20 protein-coding genes and 1 tRNA gene are annotated in these 23,890 nt (G+C 64.3%); 17 read left to right on the top strand and 4 right to left on the bottom strand.

Annotation, left to right across the window (positions count from 1 at the left end):
- Positions 1-56 precede the first annotated feature (56 nt).
- On the top strand, positions 57-1,610 hold the full coding sequence (locus tag ACX36O_RS05815) for a fumarate hydratase (protein WP_213360444.1): 1,554 nt from the start codon (positions 57-59) through the stop codon (positions 1,608-1,610).
- A 221-nt stretch (positions 1,611-1,831) separates the two neighbouring features.
- Positions 1,832-2,716, top strand: coding sequence for a glutamate racemase (gene murI / locus ACX36O_RS05810; RefSeq protein ID WP_488360185.1), 885 nt, complete (start codon positions 1,832-1,834; stop codon positions 2,714-2,716).
- Between the two features lie 48 nt (positions 2,717-2,764).
- Here the strand turns inward: murI and ACX36O_RS05805 are convergent, their stop codons facing one another.
- Together ACX36O_RS05805 and ACX36O_RS05800 are read right to left on the bottom strand one after the other, a co-directional pair.
- Positions 2,765-4,078, bottom strand: coding sequence for an MFS transporter (locus ACX36O_RS05805; protein WP_488360184.1), 1,314 nt, complete (start codon positions 4,076-4,078; stop codon positions 2,765-2,767).
- Between the two features lie 59 nt (positions 4,079-4,137).
- Complete coding sequence (locus ACX36O_RS05800; protein WP_213360441.1) at positions 4,138-4,761, bottom strand: DUF6806 family protein; 624 nt, start codon at positions 4,759-4,761, stop codon at positions 4,138-4,140.
- A gap of 401 nt (positions 4,762-5,162) precedes the next feature.
- Here ACX36O_RS05800 and thrS point away from each other — a divergent pair, with 401 nt between their 5' ends.
- The 10 genes from thrS (at position 5,163) to ACX36O_RS05750 (ending at position 14,369) form a co-directional block, all read left to right on the top strand.
- Entirely contained in the window at positions 5,163-7,094 is a 1,932-nt protein-coding gene (gene thrS, locus ACX36O_RS05795) for a threonine--tRNA ligase (RefSeq protein WP_488360183.1), read from the top strand.
- A gap of 73 nt (positions 7,095-7,167) precedes the next feature.
- The gene (infC, locus tag ACX36O_RS05790; protein WP_488360232.1) at positions 7,168-7,776 is read left to right on the top strand and encodes a translation initiation factor IF-3; all 609 of its coding nucleotides are present in this window, start codon (positions 7,168-7,170) and stop codon (positions 7,774-7,776) included.
- Between the two features lie 153 nt (positions 7,777-7,929).
- Positions 7,930-8,133 (top strand): 50S ribosomal protein L35, encoded by a 204-nt coding sequence (gene rpmI / locus ACX36O_RS05785; RefSeq protein WP_091815223.1) that lies wholly within the window; start codon positions 7,930-7,932, stop codon positions 8,131-8,133.
- 26 nt (positions 8,134-8,159) lie between these two features.
- A complete protein-coding gene (gene rplT / locus ACX36O_RS05780; protein ID WP_091815225.1) occupies positions 8,160-8,519 on the top strand; it encodes a 50S ribosomal protein L20 in 360 nt (119 codons plus the stop codon).
- Between the two features lie 289 nt (positions 8,520-8,808).
- Complete coding sequence (gene pheS, locus ACX36O_RS05775; RefSeq protein ID WP_488360182.1) at positions 8,809-9,861, top strand: phenylalanine--tRNA ligase subunit alpha; 1,053 nt, start codon at positions 8,809-8,811, stop codon at positions 9,859-9,861.
- Between the two features lie 75 nt (positions 9,862-9,936).
- Positions 9,937-12,363: a phenylalanine--tRNA ligase subunit beta gene (gene pheT / locus ACX36O_RS05770; protein WP_488360181.1), complete on the top strand. Its 2,427-nt coding sequence runs from the start codon at positions 9,937-9,939 to the stop codon at positions 12,361-12,363.
- A gap of 49 nt (positions 12,364-12,412) precedes the next feature.
- Positions 12,413-12,748 (top strand): integration host factor subunit alpha, encoded by a 336-nt coding sequence (locus ACX36O_RS05765; RefSeq protein ID WP_213360435.1) that lies wholly within the window; start codon positions 12,413-12,415, stop codon positions 12,746-12,748.
- A 304-nt stretch (positions 12,749-13,052) separates the two neighbouring features.
- Positions 13,053-13,520, top strand: coding sequence for a MerR family transcriptional regulator (locus ACX36O_RS05760; protein ID WP_213360433.1), 468 nt, complete (start codon positions 13,053-13,055; stop codon positions 13,518-13,520).
- 103 nt (positions 13,521-13,623) lie between these two features.
- Positions 13,624-13,700, top strand: a tRNA-Pro gene (locus tag ACX36O_RS05755).
- 258 nt (positions 13,701-13,958) lie between these two features.
- Complete coding sequence (locus ACX36O_RS05750) at positions 13,959-14,369, top strand: organic hydroperoxide resistance protein (protein ID WP_371686375.1); 411 nt, start codon at positions 13,959-13,961, stop codon at positions 14,367-14,369.
- Positions 14,370-14,438: 69 nt separating this feature from the next.
- Here ACX36O_RS05750 and ACX36O_RS05745 read toward each other — a convergent pair whose 3' ends face one another.
- Positions 14,439-15,818 (bottom strand): L-serine ammonia-lyase, encoded by a 1,380-nt coding sequence (locus ACX36O_RS05745; RefSeq protein ID WP_371686374.1) that lies wholly within the window; start codon positions 15,816-15,818, stop codon positions 14,439-14,441.
- Positions 15,819-16,058: 240 nt separating this feature from the next.
- On the opposite strand from ACX36O_RS05745, the gene ACX36O_RS05740 reads away from it, so the two are divergent.
- The 5 genes from ACX36O_RS05740 (at position 16,059) to ACX36O_RS05720 (ending at position 23,436) form a co-directional block, all read left to right on the top strand.
- Complete coding sequence (locus ACX36O_RS05740) at positions 16,059-16,559, top strand: 3'-5' exonuclease family protein (RefSeq protein ID WP_213360429.1); 501 nt, start codon at positions 16,059-16,061, stop codon at positions 16,557-16,559.
- Between the two features lie 60 nt (positions 16,560-16,619).
- Positions 16,620-17,429 (top strand): translesion DNA synthesis-associated protein ImuA, encoded by an 810-nt coding sequence (gene imuA, locus ACX36O_RS05735; protein WP_371686373.1) that lies wholly within the window; start codon positions 16,620-16,622, stop codon positions 17,427-17,429.
- Positions 17,383-18,699 (top strand): Y-family DNA polymerase, encoded by a 1,317-nt coding sequence (locus tag ACX36O_RS05730; protein WP_371686372.1) that lies wholly within the window; start codon positions 17,383-17,385, stop codon positions 18,697-18,699. The genes imuA and ACX36O_RS05730 overlap by 47 nt, the downstream gene beginning before the upstream one ends.
- A gap of 9 nt (positions 18,700-18,708) precedes the next feature.
- Entirely contained in the window at positions 18,709-21,894 is a 3,186-nt protein-coding gene (locus tag ACX36O_RS05725) for an error-prone DNA polymerase (RefSeq protein WP_371686371.1), read from the top strand.
- Positions 21,895-22,092: 198 nt separating this feature from the next.
- Entirely contained in the window at positions 22,093-23,436 is a 1,344-nt protein-coding gene (locus ACX36O_RS05720) for an NnrS family protein (RefSeq protein WP_213360421.1), read from the top strand.
- On the opposite strand, the gene ACX36O_RS05715 is transcribed toward ACX36O_RS05720, so the two are convergent.
- A complete protein-coding gene (locus ACX36O_RS05715) occupies positions 23,433-23,825 on the bottom strand; it encodes a sirohydrochlorin chelatase (RefSeq protein ID WP_488360180.1) in 393 nt (130 codons plus the stop codon). The genes ACX36O_RS05720 and ACX36O_RS05715 overlap by 4 nt on opposite strands.
- Positions 23,826-23,890: the final 65 nt, after the last annotated feature.

The raw sequence follows: 23,890 nt of genomic DNA, 5'->3' as shown, positions 1-23,890 counted from the left end.
TGGCGCAGTCGGCCAGTGAGGTATTGCCATTACTTGAACAGACCCAAGGAACACCCATGACCACCATCATCAAGCAGGATGACCTGATCGAATCGATTGCTGCGGCGCTGCAGTACATCAGCTTCTACCACCCGGCCGACTACATCCAGCACCTGGCGCGTGCCTACGAGCGCGAGCAATCGCCCGCCGCCAAGGACGCAATGGCGCAGATCCTCACCAACAGCAAGATGAGCGCCACCGGCCACCGCCCGATCTGCCAGGACACCGGCATCGTCAACGTGTTCCTCAAAGTAGGCATGGACGTGCGCTTCGAAGGCCTGACCGGCAGCCTTGATGACGCCATCAACGAAGGCGTGCGCCGCGGCTACAACAACCCCGACAACCGCCTGCGCGCCTCCGTCGTGGCCGATCCGCAGTTTGCCCGCAAGAACACCAAGGACAACACCCCCGCCGTGATCCACGTCGAGCTGGTACCCGGCGACAAGCTGGACGTGACCGTGGCGGCCAAGGGCGGCGGCTCCGAAAACAAGACCAAATTCGTCATGCTCAACCCCAGCGACAACCTGGTGGACTGGGTGCTCAAGACCGTGCCGCTGATGGGCGCCGGCTGGTGCCCGCCCGGCATGCTGGGCATCGGCATCGGCGGCACTGCCGAAAAAGCCATGCTGATGGCCAAGCAGGCGCTGATGGAAGACCTGGACATGTACGAGCTGCAGGAAAAGGCCTCTTCCGGCGCGGAACTGTCCGACGTCGAGAAGCTGCGTCTGGAACTGTTCGAGAAGGTCAACGCACTGGGCATCGGCGCACAAGGCCTGGGCGGCCTGACCACCGTGCTGGACGTGAAGATCAACATGTACCCCACGCACGCAGCTTCCAAGCCGGTCGCCATGATCCCGAACTGCGCCGCCACACGCCACGCCCACTTCGTGATGGACGGCAGCGGTCCGGTCTACATGGATCCCCCGAGCCTGGACCTGTGGCCCAAGGTCGACTGGACGCCCAACACCGAAACCAGCAAGCGCGTCGACCTCAACACCCTGACCAAGGAAGAAGTCGCCAGCTGGAAGCCGGGCCAGACCCTGTTGCTCAACGGCAAGATGCTGACCGGCCGCGATGCCGCGCACAAGCGCATCCAGGACATGCTGGCCAAGGGCGAAAAGCTGCCGGTCGATTTCACCAACCGCGTGATCTACTACGTGGGCCCGGTCGATCCGGTCGGTGACGAGGTCGTCGGCCCCGCCGGCCCGACCACCGCCACCCGCATGGACAAGTTCACCGACATGATGCTGGAGCAGACCGGCCTGATCGCCATGGTCGGCAAGGCCGAGCGCGGTCCGGTCGCCATCGAGTCGATCAAGAACCACAAGTCGGCCTACCTGATGGCCGTGGGTGGCGCCGCCTATCTGGTATCCAAAGCGATCAAGGCCGCCAAGGTGGTCGGCTTTGAAGACCTGGGCATGGAAGCCATCTACGAATTCGACGTGGTCGACATGCCCGTGACTGTCGCCGTGGATGCCGGCGGCACCAGCGCCCACATCACCGGCCCGGCCGAGTGGGAAAAGCGCATCGCCAGCGGCGAGTTCAAGGGCATCGACATCACGTCGGCCTGAGGCACGTCGTACTGCGGGCGGGGCTGTTTCGCGCGGCTCCTGCCAGCCGGCCGCCTGCACGGTATTTGCTGCGAAAACCCGCTGTTTTCGTGAGCAAGGCCGGTGCGGCGGCTTTTTTGTGTCCGCCGCCCAGCCCGCACCCCGTGGCGGCACGCCATTTCTGGCATCATGCTTCCATCGCGGAGTGAAGTGTTTGCTCCGCCTGTCCAGACCGATTGATCATGCAGCCCGATCCCGCACTTGCCTCCCGTCCCATTGGCGTTTTCGACAGTGGCGTGGGCGGGTTGAGCGTGCTGCGCCAGTTGCTGCGCCTGCTGCCGCAGGAGGATTTCGTCTATCTGGCCGATACCGCCTGGGCACCCTACGGCGAACGCAGCACGGAAGAAATCCAGCAACGCAGCCTGGCCATCACGCGTCATCTGGTCGATGCCTATGGCATCAAACTGCTTGTCGTGGCCTGCAACACCGCCACGGCGCAAGCCGTACACGCGATCCGTGCGGCCTGGCCAGAGCTGCCCATCGTCGGCATCGAGCCCGCCATCAAGCCCGCCGCCGCCCTGACCATGACCGGCCATATCGGCATCATGGCCACGCACGCCACAGTGAAAAGCCAGCGTTTCCAGCGGCTGGTGCAGGAATGGTCCGGTGACCGCCAGATGCATATCCAGGCCTGCAACGGACTGGCGCTGGCCATCGAGAACGCCCTCGACAACCAGGCCAATCCCGACGGCGAAACCGTGGACAGCCTGTGCCGCCGCTACGTGCAGGCCCTGGGCCCGTTCGTGCAGGACGATGCGCAGAACGGCATCGATACGCTGGTGCTGGGCTGCACGCACTACCCGTTTGCGGCCGATGTGCTGCGCCCGCTGGTCGGCCCGGGGGTGCGCCTGATCGAGCCCGGCGAGCCCGTGGCGCGCCAGACGGCTCGGCTGCTGGAACAAGCGCACCTGCTGCGCCAGGCCACGCTGGAGCACTCGCCCCTGCACCATGGCCGGCTGGAACTGCTCTGCACCGCTGCCCCCAGGCGCCTGGAACTGGCCGCCAGCCAGTGGCTCCATCTGCCCGATCCGCAGGCACAACTGCTGCAGGCCTACACCGCCCACTGAGCGCTGCCCGGTCAAACCTCACGGAGATCCAGCTGGACTTCTCCGGGTTCATGCCCCCTGCACGGACGCCAGCGCCGCCTCGCGCCCCCGCTGCACCCGCATCGGCCACAGGAACAGCAATCCGGCGACAAAGAAGGCGCTGCAGGCCACGATGGCAATGCGCTGGTTGCCCCCCGCCAGCCAGGTGATCAGCCCGTAGCTGATCGGCCCGACAATGCTGGCAATGCGGGTCGCCGTGGTCCATAGCCCGAAGAATTCCGCCAGTTGCTGCCGCGGCACAAACAGGCCGACCATGGCCCGCCCCGCCGACTGGCTGCTGCCCATGCACAGGCCGGCAATCGTGGCCGCCACCCAGAACTGCGCCTTGTCCTGCGCCAGCGCCGCAATCACGCACACCGCGATCCAGCCCACCAGCGTGAGCGACAGGGCCAGCCGGTGGCCGATACGGTCCTGCACATAGCCGAACACCAGCGCGCCCAGTGCCGCCGCCAGGTTCAGCACCAGAATCAGCACCATGGTTTCCTGCGGCGCAAAGCCGATCACCTGTTCGGCATAGATGGCTGCCAGCGCGATGGCCACCGCCACGCCCGCCTGGTAGCAGACAGTGCTGCCCAGCAGCAGACGCAGGTCGGGCAAGTGCGCGGCCTGCCGGTAGGTCTGCCGCAGGTGCCGCAGCGCATCACCCACGGTCACGGCCGCCCGGGTGCCTGCCACCGGAGGGCGCGCATGTTCGCGCAGCAAGGCGAAGGTGACCAGCGCGGGCAAGCCGTACATCACGGCCGTGAGCAGCATGGTGACCGGGACAAAGCGCGCTGCCGGCTCGCCCCGCTGCTGCGCCCACAGCACGTAGGCCAGACACAGCCCCAGCGTCAGCATGCCGCCCAGATAGCCCAGTCCCCAGCCCAGCCCGCTCACGCGCCCCATGGCCTCCGGCCGCGCAAGTTCCGGCAGGAAGGAAGCCGTCAGCGACTCGCCAAAGCTGTAGAAGATGTTGGAGACAATGATCAGCCCCACGGCCAGCGCCACCATGCCCGGCTGCGCCAGCGCCAGCGCCGCCGTGGCCAGCACACAGCCCGCCGTGGCCAGCATCAGCAACCGCTTTTTTCGCGCATGCGCATCCGCCCAGGCACCGATCGCCGGCATCAGCAGCATCACCACGGCATTGGAAACGCCCAGCGCCAGCGTCCAGGCGAGCGTTGCCCAGTCCGCCTTGCCGGCGATCCCTGCCACGAAATAGGCCGAGAACACCGCCGTGAGCACCACGGTGGTGTAGCCCGAGTTGGCAAAATCGTACATCGCCCAGCCGAACACCTCGCGGCGGCGCACGCCGGGGTTCAGGGCGGAATCGGGAAGCAGGCGCATGAATCAGGCAGACAGCATGAAAAATTCGACAGTCTGCCAGACTCGCGTGACGCTTCCGCTCAGTGCAGGTGCCGCGGCTTGTTGCGCCCGCGATGGCCGCCATTGCCGCTGCCGCGCGGCGGCTTGCCGATTTCGAGCGACTCGACCAGCGCATCGAAGCGCTGGGTGAACAGCTTGTCCACCTCGCCCACCACACCGGTCAGCTCGGAGGCATCGAAATGGCGCTCCATCAGGCTGATCACGTCCTGCACCAGCAGGTCGCGCTGCACCTGCATGATGGCCGCGGGCGTGGGGCCGACGAAGACGATCATGAAGTCGTCACGCGAGTCCTCGTCGCGCATTTCTTCGTCTTCCTCGTCGAATTCGGCGTCGTAGAAAGTGACCTCGATCGGCGCGCCGGTGCTGGCGAGCTCGTTCAGGTTCATGCACATGTCGTCGACATTGCGGCGGAAGTCCTCGTCGCCGCGCACCGTCCAGCACATGCGCAGCAGGTGCTGGCGCTGGTCGAACTGCAGGCCGGGTTCTTCCTCGTAGTGGCTGATGGCGCCTTCGGCCAGCGAGCGGGCGCCGGCATATTGCCACAGGGGCTTGAGGGCCTCCTGCACGTCGGCCACTTTCACGTCGGGATGCAAAGAGACCTCGCCGTGCACATGAATCTCAAAGGGGGGGTCGTAATGTGCCATAGGATTTCTCTGCAGATTGTCTTGTCCTCCGGCAGCCAGGCTGCCGGGCAGTGCCGGGAGCACACGGCTGCCGGACATCGTCCAAGTGTACCGGAGCTTGCCCGCACAGGTGTGCCGCTGCGTCCACAGGCATGATCAGTAAATTGCGGCCGTTTCATGACGCCTGCATGGCGACGCGCTAGAATGGGGTTTTCCTGCATATGCATTGACCACACAGCCAAGAGCGAGAAAGGCAGCACGGGTTATGACACCGCGAACTACGCCCTCTTCCTTTTCCGGCACCCTTATCACAGGTGTCGGGCCGCTGCTTGCTGGCACGCCCGCCTGAATCCTTTCCAGGCACTCCGAGCAAAGCGCGGCACTGTCCGCGCTTTTTTGTTGTCTCCTTTTTCCGCAGCACCATGATTACCATCACTCTCCCCGACGGCTCGCAACGCAGTTTTGAACAGGCCGTGACCGTGGCCGACGTGGCCGCCAGCATCGGCAGCGGTCTGGCCAAGGCCGCCCTCGGCGGCAAGGTGGACGGCAAGCTGGTCGATACCAGCTACCTGATCGAGCAGGATGCGCCCCTTTCCATCATCACCGCCAAGGATGCCGACGGTCTGGAGCTGATCCGCCACTCCACCGCCCACCTGCTGGCCTATGCCGTCAAGGAACTGTTCCCCGACGCCCAGGTCACCATCGGTCCGGTGATCGACAACGGCTTCTACTACGACTTCAGCTACAAGCGCCCGTTTACGCCGGAAGACCTGGCCGCCATCGAGAAGAAGATGACCGAGCTGTCCAACAAGGACGAGCCGGTGGTGCGCCGCGTGCTGCCGCGCGACGAGGCCGTGGCCTACTTCAAGGGCCTGGGCGAGAACTACAAGGCCGAGATCATCGCCAGCATCCCGAGCAACGAGGATGTGTCGCTCTACCGCGAAGGCGCCTTCGAGGACCTGTGCCGCGGCCCGCACGTGCCCAGCACTGGCAAGCTCAAGCACTTCAAGCTGATGAAGGTGGCCGGTGCCTACTGGCGCGGCGACAGCAAGAACGAGATGCTGCAGCGCATCTACGGCACCGCGTGGGCCAGCAAGGATGAGCTCAAAGCCTATCTGCACATGCTGGAAGAAGCCGAGAAACGCGACCACCGCAAACTGGCGCGCGAACTGGACCTGTTCCACATCGACGAGCACTCCCCCGGCACCGTGTTCTGGCACCCCAAGGGCTGGAGCATCTGGCAGCAGGTGGAGCAGTACATGCGCAACGTCTACCGCGACAACGGCTACCAGGAAGTGAAAGGCCCGCAGCTGCTCGACAAGGGCCTGTGGGAAAAGACCGGCCACTGGGACAAGTACCGCGAGAACATGTTCACCACCGAGAGTGAAAAGCGCGACTATGCCCTGAAGCCCATGAACTGCCCGGGCCACATCCTGATCTACAAGCAGGGCGTGCGCAGCTACCGTGACCTGCCGCTGCGTTACGGCGAATTCGGCCAGTGCCACCGCAACGAACCCAGCGGCGGCCTGCACGGCATCATGCGCGTGCGCGCCTTCACGCAGGACGACGGCCACATCTTCTGTACCGAAGACCAGATCCTGTCCGAATGCAGCGCTTTCACCAGCCTGCTGCAGAAGGTCTATGCCGACTTCGGCTTCACCAACATCATCTACAAGGTGTCCACCCGCCCCGAACAGCGCATCGGCTCGGACGAGGTCTGGGACAAGGCCGAGCACGCGCTGATGGAAAGCCTGCGCGCCTCCGGCTGCGAGTACGTGATTTCTCCCGGCGACGGCGCCTTCTATGGCCCCAAGATCGAATACACCCTCAAGGACGCCATCGGCCGTGAATGGCAGTGCGGCACCATCCAGGTCGATTTCTCCATGCCGGAGCGGCTGGATGCCGAGTTCGTGGGTGAGGACGGCAACCGCCATCGCCCGGTGATGCTGCACCGGGCCATCGTCGGCAGCCTGGAACGTTTCATCGGTATCCTGATCGAACAATATGCGGGCGCCCTGCCCGCCTGGCTCGCTCCGGTGCAGGTGGCGGTGCTCAATATCACCGACGCACAGGCCGAATATGCCCAAAACGTGGCTCGGATGCTGCGAAATCAAGGTGTTAGGGTCATCACAGACCTGCACAATGACAAGATTACCTATAAAATACGCAGTCACGCCACGCAAAAGCTGCCGTACATCCTCGTCGTCGGCGACAAGGAAAAGGAAAATGGCAACGTGGCGGTACGCGCCAGAGGCAATCAGGATCTGGGCGTGATGTCGGTCGAGAGCTTCGCCAAGCTGCTGCAGGACGACATCGCCCGCAAATCCGCCGTTTCCACACCGGAGCAGGCTTGAGCACTTGGCGGCGGTTTTTCACGCAAGTGAAAGGCCAGCCGCCTTTCTGGCGTACTGAGACAACGTTGAAAGGATATTTACCATAGCTACCGAATACCGTGATCGCCGTCACCGTGAAGAGCGCAAGCATCGCCTGAACCGTGAAATCAATGCCCCCGAAGTACGTCTGTCGGGCCCCGACAACGAGCCGCTGGGCATCGTCAGCATCCAGGAAGCCCTGCGCATGGCCGGTGACCTGGACGTGGATCTGGTCGAGATTGCCGCCATGGCCAATCCCCCGGTCTGCCGCCTGATGGACTACGGCAAGTTCAAGTACCAGGAGCAGAAGAAGGCAGCCGAGGCCAAGGCCAAGCAGAAGGTCATCGAGGTCAAGGAAATCAAGTTCCGCCCCGGTACCGACGACGGCGATTACAACATCAAGATGCGCAACATCCGCCGCTTCCTGGAAGACGGCGACAAGTGTAAAATCACGCTCCGCTTCCGCGGCCGCGAGATCACGCACCAGGAGATCGGCATGGCCCTGCTCCAGCGCATCCGCGACGAACTGGGTGATGCCATCACGGTCGAGTCCTTCCCCAAGCTGGAAGGCCGCCAGATGATCATGATGATCGCCCCCGGCCGCAAGAAGCCGACTGCCGCAGCCAAGCCGGCTGCACCGGCCGAAGAGGCCGCCAAGCAGTAAATTCTGCAAGAGGTTCGAGGGCAGGACGCGCAAGCGCCCTGCCTTCAGCACTGCCCGGGCATTCGTGCCGGGGCACAACAAGTGGCTCGGGGCCAGCAAGAGGATGCCAAGGTGGCATTCCGCCTCACGAGCACAACAAATAGGAGCATTCCAATGCCCAAGATGAAGACCAAGAGCAGCGCGAAAAAACGTTTCCGCGTTCGTCCCGGTGGCAGCGTCAAGCGTGGCCAGGCTTTCAAGCGCCACATCCTGACCAAGAAAACCACCAAGAACAAGCGCCACCTGCGCGGCGCAGTGAATGTGCATGAGACCAACATGGGTCACATGGCACAGATGCTGCCCAAGCAAGGCCTGTAATCAACCGACGAACAAGGAGATAGATAATGCCTCGCGTCAAACGTGGTGTAACGGCACGTGCCCGTCACAAGAAAGTTCTCGCCCTTGCAAAAGGTTTCCGTGGTCGTCGTGGTAACGTCTACCGCGTAGCCAAACAGGCCGTCATGAAGGCTGGCCAGTATGCCTACCGTGACCGCCGTACCAAGAAGCGCGTGTTCCGCCAGCTGTGGATCGCGCGTATCAACGCCGCAGCCCGTGCCAATGGCCTGACTTACAGCCAGTTCATCAATGGTCTGAACAAGGCTGCCATCGGTCTGGACCGCAAGGTGCTGGCCGACATCGCCGTGCATGACGAAGCCGCTTTCGCAGCCATCGTCAACCAGGTCAAAGCCAAGCTGGCCGCCTGATTGCACGAGGAACCCTGCCAGTCACTGTTGCCTCAACACGACCAACAGGGTTCCGAGCCAAGAAACAAGGGCTGGTTCTGCAAAGTGCCAGCCCTTTTTCTTTAGACTTGTCCGGATGGCATCCGCCAGTGCAGCCTTCTTCCCGGTTGCCGTGCTGACGCATGCCTCCTGAATCCAGCAGCCCGGTCTGCCGGCGGGGTGGTACAGCGCCGCTGTTACGCCCCTTGTTGTTGAACCGCCAGCAGGCGCCTGAAGCCTGCCAGTGCCTTTTTTTCTCCTGATTGCCACCATGAACGACCTGGACGCCATTGTTGCCAGCGCGCAGCAGAGTTTCGCCGAAGCCGCCACCCCGAATGATCTGGAAAACGCCAAGGCGCGTTTCCTGGGCAAGGCCGGCCAGATCACCGAGCTGATGAAGGGCATGGCCAAGCTGCCGGTGGAAGAAAAGAAAACCCGCGGCGCCGCCATCAACCAGGCCAAGCAGGCGATCGAGGCCGCGCTGACGGCGCGCCGCAATGCCCTGGCCGAGGCCGAGCTGCAGGCGCAACTGCAGGCCGAGGCGCTGGACGTGACCCTGCCCGGCCGCACGCGCGGTGCCGGCGGTCTGCATCCGGTCACGCTCACGCTGGAGCGCATCGAGTCCATCTTCGGTTCCATGGGCTTTGAAGTGGCGCGCGGCCCCGAGATCGAATCCGACTGGTTCAACTTCACCGCGCTGAACACGCCCGAAGACCATCCGGCGCGCTCCATGCACGACACCTTCTATGTGGAAGGCGGCAGCGAGAAGGCTCCCAACCTGCTGCGCACGCACACCAGCCCGATGCAGATCCGCCATGCGGTGCAGCACGTGAAGCGTCACCGCGGCCTGATCGATGCCGGCCAGACCATGCCCGAGATCCGCGTCATCGCCCCGGGCCGCACCTACCGCGTGGACAGCGATGCGACGCACTCGCCCATGTTCCACCAGTGCGAAGGCCTGTGGATCGGCCAGAACATCAGCTTCAAGGACCTGAAGGTGGTGTTTACCGACTTCTGCCGCACCTTCTTCGAGAGCGATGACCTGGTGCTGCGCTTCCGCCCGAGCTTCTTTCCGTTCACCGAGCCGAGCGCCGAAATCGACATCCAGTTCCAGAGCGGCCCGCTGGCCGGCAAATGGCTGGAAGTGGCCGGCAGCGGCCAGACGCATCCCAACGTGGTGCGCAACATGGGGCTGGACCCCGAGCAGTACATCGGCTTTGCCTTCGGCATGGGCCTGGACCGTTTCACCATGCTGCGTTATGGCGTGAACGACCTGCGCCTGTTCTTCGACGGCGACGTGCGCTTCCTCAGCCAGTTCCGCTGATCGGCTGCCGGCGCCCGTGGGCGCCGCCCTGCCAAGCCCCGTTGTCCGACCGTCCCCGCATTTTCCGAGAGCATCATGCAATTTCCCGAATCCTGGCTCCGCAGTTTCTGCAATCCTTCGCTCACCACCCAGCAACTGGCCGATACCCTGACCATGGCCGGCCTGGAAGTGGAAGAGCTGTCGCCCGTCGCTCCGCCCTTCTCCTCCATCGTGGTGGGCGAGATCAAGGAGGCCGAGCAGCATCCCGACGCCGACCGCCTGCGCGTGTGCAAGGTGGATGTAGGTCAGCCGGAGCTGCTGTCAATCGTCTGCGGTGCGCCCAATGCCCGCGTCGGCATCCGCGTGCCCTGCGCGCTGGTTGGCGCCGAGCTGCCTCCGGGCGAGGATGGCAAGCCGTTCAAGATCAAGGTGGGCAAACTGCGTGGTGTGGAGAGCTACGGCATGCTGTGCTCGGCACGCGAACTGGGCCTGTCGGAAGACCACGGCGGCCTGCTGGAACTGGCGGCTGATGCCCCGGTCGGCCAGAGCATCCGCGAGCATCTGGATCTGGACGACACCCTGTTCACGCTCAAGCTCACGCCCAACCTGGCGCACTGCCTGAGCGTGTATGGCGTGGCGCGCGAAGTGTCTGCCCTGACCGGCGCGCCGCTGCAGGCTCTGCCCGAAGCGCAGGTACCGGTCACCGCCAGCGAGCAGGTGAAGGTGGAAGTGCAGGCGCCGGATCTGTGCGGGCGCTTCAGCGGCCGCGTGATCACCGGCGTGAATACCGATGCCCAGACGCCTGCCTGGATGGTGGATCGCCTGGCGCGTTGCGGCCAGCGCAGCGTCTCGGCGCTGGTGGACATCTCCAACTACGTGATGTTCGAGCTGGGCCAGCCCTCGCACATCTTCGATGCCGACAAGATTGCCGGTTCCCAGCTGCAGGTGCGCTGGGGCAAGCCCGGCGAACAGCTCAAGCTGCTCAACGGCAACACCGTGACCCTGGACGAGACGGTCGGGGTGATCGCCGATACCAAAGAAGTCGAATCGCTGGCCGGCATCATGGGCGGCGATGCCACTTCGGTGAGCGACGACACCAAGAACGTGTACGTGGAGGTCGCCTTCTGGTGGCCCAAGGCGATTGCCGGCCGTTCGCGCCGCTACAACTTCAGCACCGATGCCGGCCACCGCTATGAGCGCGGTGTCGATCCGGCGCGCACCGCACAGGTGGTAGAGCGCATCAGCCAGCTCATTCTGGAGATCTGCGGCGGCCAGGCCGGCCCGGCCAGCGATGTGCAGCCCAATATGCCGCAGCCGCAACCGGTGACGCTGCGCGTGGAACGCGCCTGCAAGGTGATCGGCATGCCGGTGACGGAGGAGCAGTGCCTGAACGCCCTGCGCGGCCTCGGCCTGCCGGCCACGGCTGACGATGGCGTGATCACCGTAACGCCGCCGACCTACCGCTTCGACCTGCAACTGGAAGAGGACCTGATCGAGGAAGTGATCCGCGTGATCGGCTACAAGAAGCTGCCGACCACGCCGCCGCAGGCGCCCATCACGCCCAAATTGCGCCGCGAGACCGAGCGCAACCCCTATGCCGTGCGCCGCCAACTGGCCGGCCTGGGCTATCAGGAAACCATCAACTACAGCTTCGTGGAAGAACGCTGGGAGAACGAGCTGGCAGGCAACGCCAACCCGATCAGGCTGATGAACCCGATCGCCAGCCAGATGAGCGTGATGCGCTCCTCGCTGATCGGTTCGCTGCTGAACGTGGTGAAGTTCAATCTGGACCGCAAGGCCAGCCGCGTGCGGGTGTTCGAGGTGGGCGCGGTGTTCCTGCGTGATGATTCCGTGGTGGAAAGCGACAGCAGCGTGGCCGGTTTTGCCCAGCCCACGCGCGTGGCCGGCATGGCCTACGGGCCGGTGCAGGCGCTGCAGTGGAGCAGCAAGGACAGCGCGGTCGATTTCTACGATGTGAAGGGCGATGTGGAAGCGCTGCTGGCTCCGCTGCGCGCCACCTTCGAGCCGGCCGAGCACCCTGCCCTGCACCCGGGCCGCTGCGCACGCGTGCTGGTCGATGGCAAGGCGATCGGCTTTGTCGGCGAGCTGCATCCGCGCTGGCGCCAGGCCTATGATCTGCCGCAGGCGCCGGTGGTGTTCGAGCTGGACTGGGATGCCGTGCTGCAGCGCCCGCTGCCGAAGTTTGCGTCCGTCTCCAAGTACCAGGCCGCCGAGCGCGACATTGCCGTGATCGTGAAGGAATCGGTGACGCACGACGCGCTGGTGGCTGCCGCCATGGCGGCGCCCACAAACGGCACGTTGCGCAGCGCCGTGGTGTTCGACGTGTTCCGCGCCGGCAAGAACAGCCAGGCCGACTGGCTGGCCGCCGGCGAAAAGAGCGTGGCGATCCGCCTGCAGTTCCTGAACGAGGCGGCCGCGCATACCGACGAATCGCTGGAAAGCGCGCGCCAGGCGGTGCTGCAGCAACTCGCAAGCAGCGTCGGCGCCCGCCTGCGCGGCTAAGTTGGCGTAATTTCTGCGAGAATCACCGGAACTGAATCAAACGACTGTCATGGAAATCGCACTCGACTCCCTCGAAACCCCGACGCTGACCAAGGCCCAGCTGGCCGAAAAGCTGTTCGACAACATCGGCCTGAACAAGCGCGAGGCCAAGGACATGGTCGACGCCTTTTTCGACCTGATCGCGCAGGAACTGGTCAAGGGCAATGACGTGAAAATCTCCGGCTTTGGCAACTTCCAGCTGCGCGCCAAATCGCCACGGCCGGGACGCAACCCGCGCACGGGCGAGCTGATCTCGATCGAGGCACGCCGGGTGGTGACTTTTCATGCCAGCCACAAGCTCAAGGCGATTGTGCAGGGCGATGAAGGGGCTGGCGACGAGGAATAATTTTCCGTTAATGGAAATTTCTCTTTCAGGGGCCGCGGTTGCGGTCCTTTTTTCATGTATTTTCTCAACTAGCTCCAGGCGTGTATGCGGGGTGAGTTCAGGAATTACTTGAAGTATGGGGAAGTGAGGAGGCGCTGATGCGTGCACTGCACGCTGGTGACTTGCATCGTCAGTCTTTTTGAAAAATCCCTGCAGAATCATCCTCTAAGCGGACTTTTTGAAACCCTACCTTCACAAACAGGCGCAACTTTAGGCTATGCTATCGGTTTGCAGCGCCTTGCTTGCTGCGTGCATTGTTGTTGCCATGAGCACCCTCACTCCGAATCTTCCCGCCATTCCTGCCAAACGCTACTTCACCATCGGCGAAGTCGCAGAACTCTGCGGTGTCAAGCCGCATGTGCTGCGTTACTGGGAGCAGGAATTTACCCAGCTCAACCCCATGAAGCGCCGCGGCAACCGCCGCTACTACCAGCACCACGAGGTGCTGATGGTGCGCCGCATCCGCGATCTTCTGTATGAGCAGGGTTTCACCATCAGCGGCGCGCGGCATCAGCTGGAGATGAGCAAGGGCAAGGCGGCGGCTTCTGCTGCGGCCGAGGTGAATGGAACGAATGGGGCTGCAGTTGCCGGTGTGGCGGCCGGGGCTGCTGCGATTGACGCCGCAGGAGTGGCTGGGGGCGATGGCATCCCGGCGAACACCGGGTCTGAACCGATTGCGGATGTGGCCAGCCTGCGCCGTGAGCTGGAGGCGATCCTGTCGTTTCTGGCTTGAAGCTGGGCGAGCTGGAGGCGTCTGGCGCCCTGCCCGAACGCTGCTGCAGAAAATTTTCTGCATCTTTTCAAAACCTCAAAAATCAGCATATAATTGATGTTCTCGGCGTGTGGCGCAGCCTGGTAGCGCACTTGCATGGGGTGCAAGGGGTCGCGAGTTCGAATCCCGCCACGCCGACCATAATCAACGGACTACGGTTAACACCGTAGTCCGTTTTTCTTTTGCGCACCATCAGCAAACACCTTTCACAGGCAGGGATTTGTCGTTGCCGTTCTAGACGACCGGTCTATTCAATTTATGATTTCCATTCTCATTACTTGCGGTGTCATGGAAAAGCTGGAAATTTGCCATGCCTCCGAACGATGAAAAGTCAACCAATGGCAGGGCATGGCCGATAACGGCAGCTGCTGCCCCACTCTTGCATAACAGGAAATCTTCATGAAAATCTTCTACAAGACTCGTGCTACCTCCATCGGGGGACGTTCCGGCCGCACTGCGCTGGACGACGGCAGTCTGGCGCTGGATCTGGCCGTTCCGGGCTCGGGGAAAGCCGGCGCCAATCCCGAGCAGCTGTTTGCGATGGGCTATGCGGCCTGCTTCGACAATGCCCTGCCGGTTGCTGCCAAGCAATTGAAGCTGGAGCCCAGGAGCACGCGGACTTCGGTGGAGGTCGGCATCGGACAAACGGCCAGTGGCGGTTATGCCCTGGATGTGGACCTGTATGTCCATGTTGAGGGTCTGCCAGAGGCAGAGGCTCGCAAGCTGGTGGAAGCCACGCATCAGGTTTGCCCCTACTCCAACGCAACGCGCGGCAATATCGATGTGCGGCTGCATGTCTCGACCACGTAAGCCGTAACCAGGGCGACCTGGCCCTGTTCGAGCAAGAAACTGCGTACCGTCAGCGCAGACCTGCCTGCTTCAGCATTCGGCATAGGCCACGGCCAGCCCGCCCCGCGACGTTTCCTTGTACTTGTCCAGCATGTCGCGCCCGGTATCGCGCATGGTGCGGATGGCTGTGTCGAGGCTGACCTTGTGCCTGCCATCACCCGACAGCGCAAGCTGAGCGGCGTTGATGGCCTTGATGGCGCCCATGGCGTTGCGCTCGATGCAGGGCACCTGCACCAGGCCGCCCACGGGATCGCAAGTAAGGCCTAGGTTGTGTTCCAGGCCGATTTCGGCGGCGTTTTCGACTTGTTCCGGCGTGCCTCCCAACACCTGGGTTAGGCCTGCCGCAGCCATGGCGCAGGCAGAGCCGACTTCGCCCTGACAGCCGACTTCCGCCCCCGAAATGGAAGCATTGCGCTTGAGCAGCACCCCGATGGCAGTGGCGGCAAGCAGGAAGTCGACCACGTCGTCGTCATTGGCGCCGCGCTGGAAATCCATGAAGTAGTGCAGTACCGCCGGGATGATGCCTGCGGCGCCGTTGGTGGGCGCGGTGACGACGCGGCCACCCGCGGCATTTTCCTCGTTGACGGCCAGAGCGTAGAGGTTGACCCAGTCCATGGCGGAGAAGGTCTGGGTGATGAGGTTGGGCAGCGCGTCACGCGCGTGGAGGCGGCGGTACATGCCGGGGGCGCGGCGTTCCACGTCGAGACCGCCTGGGAGCGTCCCCTCCTGACGCAGGCCGCGGCAGACGCAGGCGCGCATGGTGGCCCAGATGTCGAGCAAGGCGGCGCGGGTTTCGGCTTCGGGGCGCCAGGTGCGCTCGTTGCGCAGCACCAGGTCGGCCAGGCGCAGATTGTGCTGGCGGCAGAGTGCGAGCATCTGTTCGGCATCGTCGAAAGACAGTTCGACTTCCTCACGCGGGGCGCCGGTCTGGCCTTCGGCTGCCTGGGCTTCATCGATGACGAAGCCGCCGCCGATGGAGTAGTAGGTGTTCTCGTAAACGGTCTGCCCCTCCTGCCCGAATGCGGTCAGGCGCATGGCGTTGGGGTGGCGCGGCAGGCTGACGGGCTGGAACTGCAGGTCGCGCTGCCAGTCAAAGGCAATGGGGTGGGCGCCTGCCAGGGGCAGGCTGGCGTCCAGCTGCACGGCATCCACGGCCTGGGTCATCTGGTCGGGATCAGCCTGGTCGGGTTGCTGACCCATCAGGCCGGCGATGATGGCACGGTCAGTGCCGTGGCCGACGCCGGTGGCCGAGAGCGAGCCGTAGAGCCTGATCTGCACACGCTGCACGGCAGACAGCAGGCCGGCCTCCTGCAGATGGCGGGCGAAATTGCAGGCCGCCCGCATGGGGCCGACGGTGTGGGAGCTGGAGGGGCCGATGCCGATCTTGAACAGGTCGAGCGCGCTGATCATGGATGCCTGAAAATGCGGTAATGATGATGGGACGGCATCTTGGGGTATTGTCGTCGGCAAGGCAAACTGGCGCGGCTTTGCCCCTGCAGGTGCGAGTAAATCCATCGGTGTGATTGCTGCGCGCCGCACGGCTACTTGCGTATGTGGCGGCGCTGCCGGATGATGGCAGATTAAGCCAAGCAGACGGAGGGTAAGTCCCAAGCAAGGCTGGCGGCTCGTCATTCCCAATCAGGAAGATTCATGCGTGTTTTTCTCGATACCGAATTCACCAATTTCAATCTGCCCGAGCTGATCAGCCTGGGGCTGGTGACGGAAGACGGGCGGGAGTTCTATGCCGAGCGCACCGATTTTTCGCGCGAGGCGTGCAGCGCGTTTGTGCATGCGCATGTGCTGCCCTTGCTGGGGCGCGTGCCGGGGGCAGCCTGCGATGCCGGAACGCTCGGGGAGCGGCTGCATGGCTGGCTGGAGGCGCTGGGCGAGCCGGTGTGCATGGTGTATGACTATGCGGATGACTGGCTGCTGCTGACGCAAACGCTGATCTCCGAGGAGCGGCTGCGTTTGCCCACGACGCTGCAATCGCGCGAGTTTGTGTGGGCAGATACGCTGCACCATCCGGCGTTTCGGGAGGCACATGCGGCGGTGTATTCGCTGGAATGGATGCCGCACCATGCGCTGGCGGATGCGCGCAGTCTGCGGGCGGGGGTGCTGGCCTGGGAGGCGGTGGCACGGAAGTCGCGCTAGTGGTTTTTTGTGGGTTGAAAATGCTTGATTACTGTATTTTTATACAGTATATTTGCAGGCATGAATGCTCCCTCTCTCCAGCAGGCTGCGCTTGCAACGCCGCCGCCTTTGCCCTCTTCCCGGCCATCTGCTGATCGCCTGGCTGCGGCATTGTCGGCGTCGGTCTGGCGCGCTTCGGAACTGGGGACTGCGCCGGCACCGGTGCGTGCTTCGGGCTGGGCGGAGCTGGATGCCGAGTTGCCGGGAGGTGGCTGGCCGTGCCAGGCGCTGACGGAGATTTTGCTGCCGTGCACTGCCAGCTGTGAATGGCGCTTGACTGGCCCTGCCCTGCGTACCGTGGCGGCCAATCATGGGCCGATTGTGCTGATCGGTCCGCCGGTTCCGCCGCATGTGCCGGGCCTGATGCACGCGGGTGTAGGGGCGCGGGATCTGGTGTGGATCCAGGCCGAGAAGGTAGCGGAGCGGCTGTGGGCGGCAGAGCAGCTGATCCGCGCCAATGCGGCGGCTGCGGTGCTGGCCTGGGTGCCGCAGGCCCGGCCGGAACAGATCCGGCGACTGCAGATCAGCGCCTTGCGCTGCGAGGGGCTGGTGTTTGTGTTCCGGCCCGATTCGGCGTGCCAGCAGGCGTCTGCGGCGCCCTTGCGCCTGCGTGTGGCGCCAAGAGCTGGCTGGGCCCTGGAGGTGCAGATTCTCAAGCGGCGCGGCGCCTTGCATGAGGATGCCATCCTGCTGCCTTCGGTGCCGGGCGGGCTGGCAGAGGTGTTGCCGCCGCGCCTGCTCCAGCGGGGTTTGCCCCTGCCTGTTCCTGCTGTCGAGGTGTCCCATGTTGTGGGCCGCGCTGCTGTCCGATCCGTCTCCGTCGTGCATTGAGGGACTGGTGGTGTGGGGCCTGCAGTTCACGCCGCGGGTGGCCATCGTCCGTTCGGAGCTAGGCTTTGCGCCAGCCGTGCTGATGGAGCTGGAAAGCAGCGTGCGCCTGTTTGGCGGGCGGCGCCGGCTGGCGGCAAGAATGCGAAGCGAAAGCGCCGAATTGGGCGCAACGGCGCTGAGCTGGGCGACGACCGGGCTGGGGGCACTGGCCCTGGCACGAGGCGGTGTGCGGCATGGTTTTGGTGCACCGCTGGCGCAGTGTCTGGATGCCCTGCCCTTGTCCAGCCTGGATGCCGTGCATCAGGAAGCTGCCACGCTGGCACGGCTGGGCTGCCGCACGCTGGGGCAGGTGCGCGTCCTGCCCCGCGCCGGCCTGGGGCGGCGCTTTGGTGCGGGCTTGCTGGAGGCTCTGGATCAGGCGTATGGCTTGCGTCCCGAAACGCCGGTGTGGGAGCAGTTGCCGGAGCGTTTCCATGGCCGGCTGGAACTGATGGCGCGGGTGGAAACCGCCCCCGCGCTGATGCATGGCGCGCGGCGCCTGTTGTTGCAGCTGTGCGGCTGGCTGGCGGCGCGCTGCTGTGGCGTGACGGTATTCACCCTGCGCTGGTGCCATGACGGCATGCGTTCGCGCCATGTGGAGGATGGCGGGGAGCTGACTATCCGCACGGCGCAGCCGACGCGACAGATCGGGCATCTGGGCCGGCTGCTGACCGAGCATTTGGCCAGGGTGGAGTTGCAGGCGCCGGTGGGCGAGCTGCACCTGCTGGTCGATGAAATACAGCCTTTCGAGGAAGCCCCCGCTTCGCTGCTGCCTGATGAACGCCCGGATGACGAGCCGCTGCCCTTGGTGCTGGAGCGCATGGCCGCGCGATTGGGCAATGCGCGGGTGCTGCGTCCCGTGCTGTGCGAAGACCACCGGCCCGAATGGCAGGTGCAGTGGCAGCCGGCGCAAGAGGCGCTGCCCCGTGCTGGCGCCAGTTGGCAAGGTTTGCCGCAGCCGGGTTTTCTGCTGCCGCAGCCGGTGAAGCTGGGGATCAATGCTGCCGGCCAGCCGCTGTACCACGGCGCGCTGAAGCTGCTTTCGGGGCCGCATCGCATCGAGGGGGGCTGGTGGCACCGGGTGCAGGAGGCGGATGGCAGCCAGCATGCGGTAACGGCCGTGCGGGATTACTGGGTGGCGCAGAGTGAACAGGCGGGTGTGCTCTGGCTGTACCAGACGCGGCTGGCCCATGAGGGTACGGCCTGGTATCTGCATGGCTTCTTTGCCTGAGGAGCTGCCATGTCACGCCCTTTTGTGATTCCGGCTTATGCCGAACTCTGGTGCCTGAGCAATTTCAGCTTTCTGCGCGGGGCCAGCCATCCACGCGAACTGGTCGAGCGGGCGCAGCAGCTGGGCTACCAGGCGCTGGCGGTGACGGATGAGTGTTCGCTGGCGGGGGTGGTGCGTGCCCATGAAGCGGCCAGGGAAACGGGGCTGAAATTGCTGATCGGCGCGCAGTTCGAGGTGGAGCATGCGGCGCCCTTCACTCTGATCGTGCTGGCCTGCAACCTGGATGGCTATGGCAATCTGTGCGAGTTCATCACCGGCTTGCGCCGGCGGGCCGACAAGGGCAGCTACCGGCTGGAGCGGCACGAAATTGTGCCGAGAGCGCTGGATGATTGCGTGGTGCTGGCGGCGCCACGGCGTCCGGCTACGCCGGAGCAGTTGCAGGCTACGGCGCGCTGGCTGCTGGACGGCTTCAGCGGGCGCTGCTGGCTGGTCGTGCGGCTGTTGCGCGAACTCGGAGACGAACTGTGGCTGCACCAGATGCGCGAGGTTTCGGCGTTGACGGCGATTCCGCTGGTGGCGGCGGGCGATGTGCACATGCATGTGCGCTCGCGCAAGCCGCTGCAGGATGTGCTGACGGCCACACGCATCGGCAAGCCGCTCACGGACTGCGGCTACGCCCTGCAGGGCAATGCCGAGCGGCATCTACGTACGCGCTTGCGGCTGGCGCAGACCTATCCCGCAGACTTGCTGGCGGAGACCTTGCGGGTGGCCGACCGCTGCAATTTCAGTCTGGAGGAGTTGCGCTACCAGTATCCGGACGAGGTGGTTCCTGCTGGTGAAACGCCAGCGTCCTACCTGCGCCGCATCACCTACGAAGGGGCCAGCCTGCGCTGGCCGGGCGGCATCAGCGCCAAGGTGCGCGGCCTGATCGAGCATGAACTGGCGCTGATCTCGGAACTGGGATACGAACACTATTTTCTCACCGTGTTCGACATCGTGCAGTTTGCGCGCAGCGAGCGCATCCTGTGCCAGGGGCGCGGCTCGGCAGCCAATTCTGCGGTGTGCTATTGCCTGCACGTGACGGAGGTGGATCCGGAGCGTGGCACTTTGCTGTTCGAGCGTTTCATGAGCAAGGAGCGCAATGAGCCGCCGGATATCGACGTCGATTTCGAGCACGAGCGGCGCGAGGAGGTGATCCAGTACCTGTACCAGAAATACGGCCGCCATCGCGCCGGACTGACGGCGACCGTGATCAGCTACCGTTCCAAATCGGCCATGCGTGATGTGGGCAAGGCGCTGGGCTTCGATGCCACGGTGGTGGACGCACTGGCCCAGGACCACCACTGGTGGGATGGCAGTGGCGTGCAGCCGGAGGCGCTGCAGCGGCTGGGCTTGTCGGCAGACGATCTGGCGGTGCGCCAGCTGGTGCAGCTGACGCGCACGCTGATGGGTTTTCCGCGCCATCTGTCGCAGCATGTGGGCGGCTTTGTGCTGACCAAGGGTGCCTTGTCGCGCATGGTGCCTATCGAGAATGCCGCCATGCAGGACCGCACGGTGATCGAATGGGACAAGGACGATCTGGATGTGCTGGGGCTGCTCAAGGTGGACGTGCTGGCCCTGGGCATGCTCACGGCACTGCGCAAGATGCTGGATCTGGTCAGCCGGCGCAAGGGGGTGGAGTTCCGGATGCAGGATATTCCGCCGGAAGACCCGGCCACCTACGCCATGATCAGCAGGGCCGACACTATTGGCGTGTTCCAGATCGAGAGCCGGGCGCAGATGAGCATGCTGCCGCGCTTGCAGCCGAAGTGCTTCTACGATCTGGTGATTGAAGTGGCGATCGTGCGGCCGGGGCCGATTCAGGGGGGCATGGTGCATCCTTATCTGCGGCGCCGCCAGGGACTGGAGCAAGTGAGCTATCCGAGCGAAGCCCTGCAAGAAGTGCTGAAGCGCACGCTCGGTGTGCCGATTTTTCAGGAACAGGTGATGCAGATTGCCATGGTGGCGGCCGGTTTCAGCGCCGGGGAAGCCGATGGCCTGCGCCGCTCCATGGCGGCCTGGCGGCGCAAGGGGGGCATGGAGAAGTACTACCGGAAGATCGTGGATGGCATGCTCGAGCGCGGCTATGAGCGTGCGTTTGCCGAGTCGATCTTCGAGCAGATCAAGGGGTTTTCCGAGTACGGCTTTCCGGAAAGCCATTCGGCCAGTTTTGCCCTGTTGGTATATGCCAGCAGCTGGCTCAAGTGCCACTATCCTGCCGAATTTCTGGCGGCCCTGATCAACAGCCAGCCGCTGGGCTTCTATACGCCCAGCCAGCTGGTGCAGGATGCGCGCCGGCATGGGGTGGAGGTGCGGCCGGTGGATGTGGTGCACAGTGCAGTGGATTGCACGCTGGAAGAGCCGCTGCCTTCGCTAGATGCTCCTGCGGCACGCGGGATCGAACCAGACCGCACTCGGTTTCCCGGGATGCAGCAGGACCACGCATCCCCTCCCCCCGTCCGCCTGGGCCTGCGCCTGATCGACAAGCTCCCGCGCGCCGCAGCCTTGCGGATTGTGGCGGAGCGCGAACGCGCCCCACTCCGCAGCGCCGAGGACCTGGCTCGCCGCTGCGGGCTGGACCACACCGCCATGAAGCTGCTCGCCGCCGCCGACGCCCTGAGGAGCCTGAGCGGCCATCGTCGCAACCAGGTGTGGGAAGCGGCCGGCCTGCATGCCATGCCGCGCCTGCTGCGCGAGGCGCCCGTCAACGAGGCGCAATTCGAACTGCCCGCCGCCCCCGAAGGCGAGGAAGTGCTGTGGGACTACGCCGCCACCGGTCTCACCCTGCGCCGCCATCCGCTGGCCCTGCTGCGCCCGCAACTGGCACGGCGGCGCCTGCTGACCAGTGCGCAACTGGCGCAGCAGCCCGATGGTGCACTGGTGCGCCATGCCGGCATCATCACCCTGCGCCAGCAGCCGCAGACGGCCAAGGGCACGGTGTTCGTCACGCTGGAGGACGAAATAGGGGTGGTGCAAGTCATCTGCTGGAAAGGTGTGCGCGATGCGCAGCGTTCCGTGCTGCTGCATGCGCGCCTGATGGCTGTGTACGGGCGCTGGCAGCGCGAAGGCCAGGTCACCAACCTGATCGCCTTCCAACTGACCGACCTGACCCCGCTGCTCGGGCGCCTGCCCACGGAAAGCCGGGATTTTCATTGAGCCCCTGCTTGACCCCCATCAAGCAAACCCGCAACAGCAGTACCGTCAAGAACAAAATCCGAGAAGATTACTCAACTTTTATCTAAACTTCATCCTTGATGGCATTCCCCCGATGGCATTTGCCTTGCTGAAGCCGCACGCAAAACCCGCCTCGACATTGCCCTGTTGCTACCGACACGCAAGATCAGGAGTACTTGCATGACCTCCACCACCCCCCAACCCCCGCGCCGCAGCATTCCGATCGGCAGTGCGCCGCCTAAAGCGGCTGACAAGGCCGCCGAGCGCGAAGCCCTGCGCGCCAAGTACGAAGCCATGCCCTGGCGCATGGAGATGCTCAATGCCGCGCCGCACCGGCTGGGTTTCTTCCTGGCGATGGTGTTGCTGTTCGTTTTTTCGGGCTGGTGGGCCTGGGTGCAGATTGCCCGTGTGGCCGGCCTGTTCCAGCCGTCGTATGCCATTCCCCCCACGCTGCTGCATTCCGCCATGATGGTGCTGGGTTTCATGCCGCTCTACTTTGCCGGCTTTCTGTTCACGGCCGGGCCCAAGTGGCTGCATGTGGAGGCCCCTGAAACCCGCCAGGTGCGCGGCATGATGCTGATGCAGGCCGGCGGCTGGCTGCTGTGGCTCATGGGCGGACAAGGCCTGTATGGCCTGGCCATCGCCGGCGCCATCATCGCCCTGCTCGGTCTGGCGTGGATGTTTGCCTATTGGTGGAAACTGGTGCGCTCCAGCAAGGTCAAGGATCAGGTGCACGCCCGCACCGTCGGCATTGCCGGCATCATCGGCTGCATCAGCCTGATCGGCATGATCGTGAGCCTGCTGATGGACAATGTCCCGACCGCCCTGCTCTGGGTGCAGACGGGGCTGTGGGGATTCATCCTGTTCGTGTTCGTGGCGGTGGCGCACCGCATGATTCCGTTCTTCACCTCCAACGTGCTGCCGCTGATAGAGGTGTGGCGCCCGTTCTGGGTGCTGTGGCTGATGCTGGGAGCTGCCGGTTTCGAGATTCTGGCACTGTGGCTGCAGGCCTTTGGCATACAGGGCACGGCCTGGCTGGTGGTGCGCGGCGTGGTCGAGATCGTGCTGGGCGGCATGCTGCTGTGGCTGGCCGTGGTCTGGGGGCTGGCGCAAAGCCTGAAAATCCGCCTGCTGGCCATGCTGCACATCGGTTTTGTCTGGCTCGGCATCACCTTCGTGCTGTTCGGGCTGACGCAGTTTGCCGCACTGCGCTACGGTCAGGGCGCGCTGCTGCTGGCGCCCCTGCATGCGCTCACCATGGGTTGCCTGGGATCGCTCGTGGTGGCCATGGTGACGCGGGTGTCCTGCGGGCACAGCGGCCGCACGCTGGTGGCCGACGATACGGTGTGGCGCCTGTTCCTGCTGCTGCAAGTCGCCGTGGTGCTGCGTCTGGCGGGCGCTTTTCCGGGCTTGTCGGCACTGCTGCCATTGGCGGCTGCGGCCTGGTTCGGCATCGTGCTGATCTGGGGCAACCGCCTGGTGCCGTGGTACGGCAAGCCGCGGGTGGATGGCAAGGAGGGTTAAGGCCCCTCCAGCCCGGTGCACAGCGCCTCATCGAGCACGCCCGCCACCGCCCGGTGAAACACCGGCATCTCGCCGATCGCCGGCGCCAGGCGCCATTCCACGCCACGCCAGTTTTCGCGCAATTGCTCCAGCAGCTTCGCCATGTCCACGCGCACATGGTGGCCGGCACCCAGGAACATGGGCACCACCAGCACATGCCGGCAGCCCTGGCGCGCCAGCGCATCGCCCGCCTCCAGGCTGCGCGGCTCCTGGATCTCCACGAAACCCAGTTCTACCGCCAGCCCCGGCCGGCCATCGCGCAGCAATTGCGCCACCGTCTCGAAGGGCTGGCTCCAGTCCGGATCACGTGATCCATGCGCCACCAGCAATGCGCCATCCATTTCCACCATAGTGTGTCAACTCCGTGTCTTTTCAGGTTTGCAGACCTTAATTACATTTGTTTGCATGTTTTGAT

Source organism: Brachymonas sp. KE5 (assembly GCF_057773645.1).
Note: the sequence above shows the minus strand (reverse complement) of the source record. Positions and strands in the feature narration are given on the sequence as shown.

Bases quoted from the DNA above. Each gene is read 5' to 3' on its own strand.
- ACX36O_RS05750 (WP_371686375.1), top strand. From the start codon at position 13,959: ATGAAAATCTTCTACAAGACTCGTGCTACCTCCATCGGGGGACGTTCC.
- ACX36O_RS05800 (WP_213360441.1), bottom strand. From the start codon at position 4,761: ATGGCACATTACGACCCCCCCTTTGAGATTCATGTGCACGGCGAGGTC.
- pheT (WP_488360181.1), top strand. From the start codon at position 9,937: ATGCAATTTCCCGAATCCTGGCTCCGCAGTTTCTGCAATCCTTCGCTC.
- murI (WP_488360185.1), top strand. From the start codon at position 1,832: ATGCAGCCCGATCCCGCACTTGCCTCCCGTCCCATTGGCGTTTTCGAC.
- ACX36O_RS05745 (WP_371686374.1), bottom strand. From the start codon at position 15,818: ATGATCAGCGCGCTCGACCTGTTCAAGATCGGCATCGGCCCCTCCAGC.
- ACX36O_RS05725 (WP_371686371.1), top strand. From the start codon at position 18,709: ATGTCACGCCCTTTTGTGATTCCGGCTTATGCCGAACTCTGGTGCCTG.
- ACX36O_RS05740 (WP_213360429.1), top strand. From the start codon at position 16,059: ATGCGTGTTTTTCTCGATACCGAATTCACCAATTTCAATCTGCCCGAG.
- ACX36O_RS05765 (WP_213360435.1), top strand. From the start codon at position 12,413: ATGGAAATCGCACTCGACTCCCTCGAAACCCCGACGCTGACCAAGGCC.
- ACX36O_RS05720 (WP_213360421.1), top strand. From the start codon at position 22,093: ATGACCTCCACCACCCCCCAACCCCCGCGCCGCAGCATTCCGATCGGC.
- thrS (WP_488360183.1), top strand. From the start codon at position 5,163: ATGATTACCATCACTCTCCCCGACGGCTCGCAACGCAGTTTTGAACAG.
- rpmI (WP_091815223.1), top strand. From the start codon at position 7,930: ATGCCCAAGATGAAGACCAAGAGCAGCGCGAAAAAACGTTTCCGCGTT.
- ACX36O_RS05805 (WP_488360184.1), bottom strand. From the start codon at position 4,078: ATGCGCCTGCTTCCCGATTCCGCCCTGAACCCCGGCGTGCGCCGCCGC.
- ACX36O_RS05730 (WP_371686372.1), top strand. From the start codon at position 17,383: ATGTTGTGGGCCGCGCTGCTGTCCGATCCGTCTCCGTCGTGCATTGAG.
- ACX36O_RS05760 (WP_213360433.1), top strand. From the start codon at position 13,053: ATGAGCACCCTCACTCCGAATCTTCCCGCCATTCCTGCCAAACGCTAC.
- imuA (WP_371686373.1), top strand. From the start codon at position 16,620: ATGAATGCTCCCTCTCTCCAGCAGGCTGCGCTTGCAACGCCGCCGCCT.
- rplT (WP_091815225.1), top strand. From the start codon at position 8,160: ATGCCTCGCGTCAAACGTGGTGTAACGGCACGTGCCCGTCACAAGAAA.
- ACX36O_RS05715 (WP_488360180.1), bottom strand. From the start codon at position 23,825: ATGGTGGAAATGGATGGCGCATTGCTGGTGGCGCATGGATCACGTGAT.
- ACX36O_RS05815 (WP_213360444.1), top strand. From the start codon at position 57: ATGACCACCATCATCAAGCAGGATGACCTGATCGAATCGATTGCTGCG.
- pheS (WP_488360182.1), top strand. From the start codon at position 8,809: ATGAACGACCTGGACGCCATTGTTGCCAGCGCGCAGCAGAGTTTCGCC.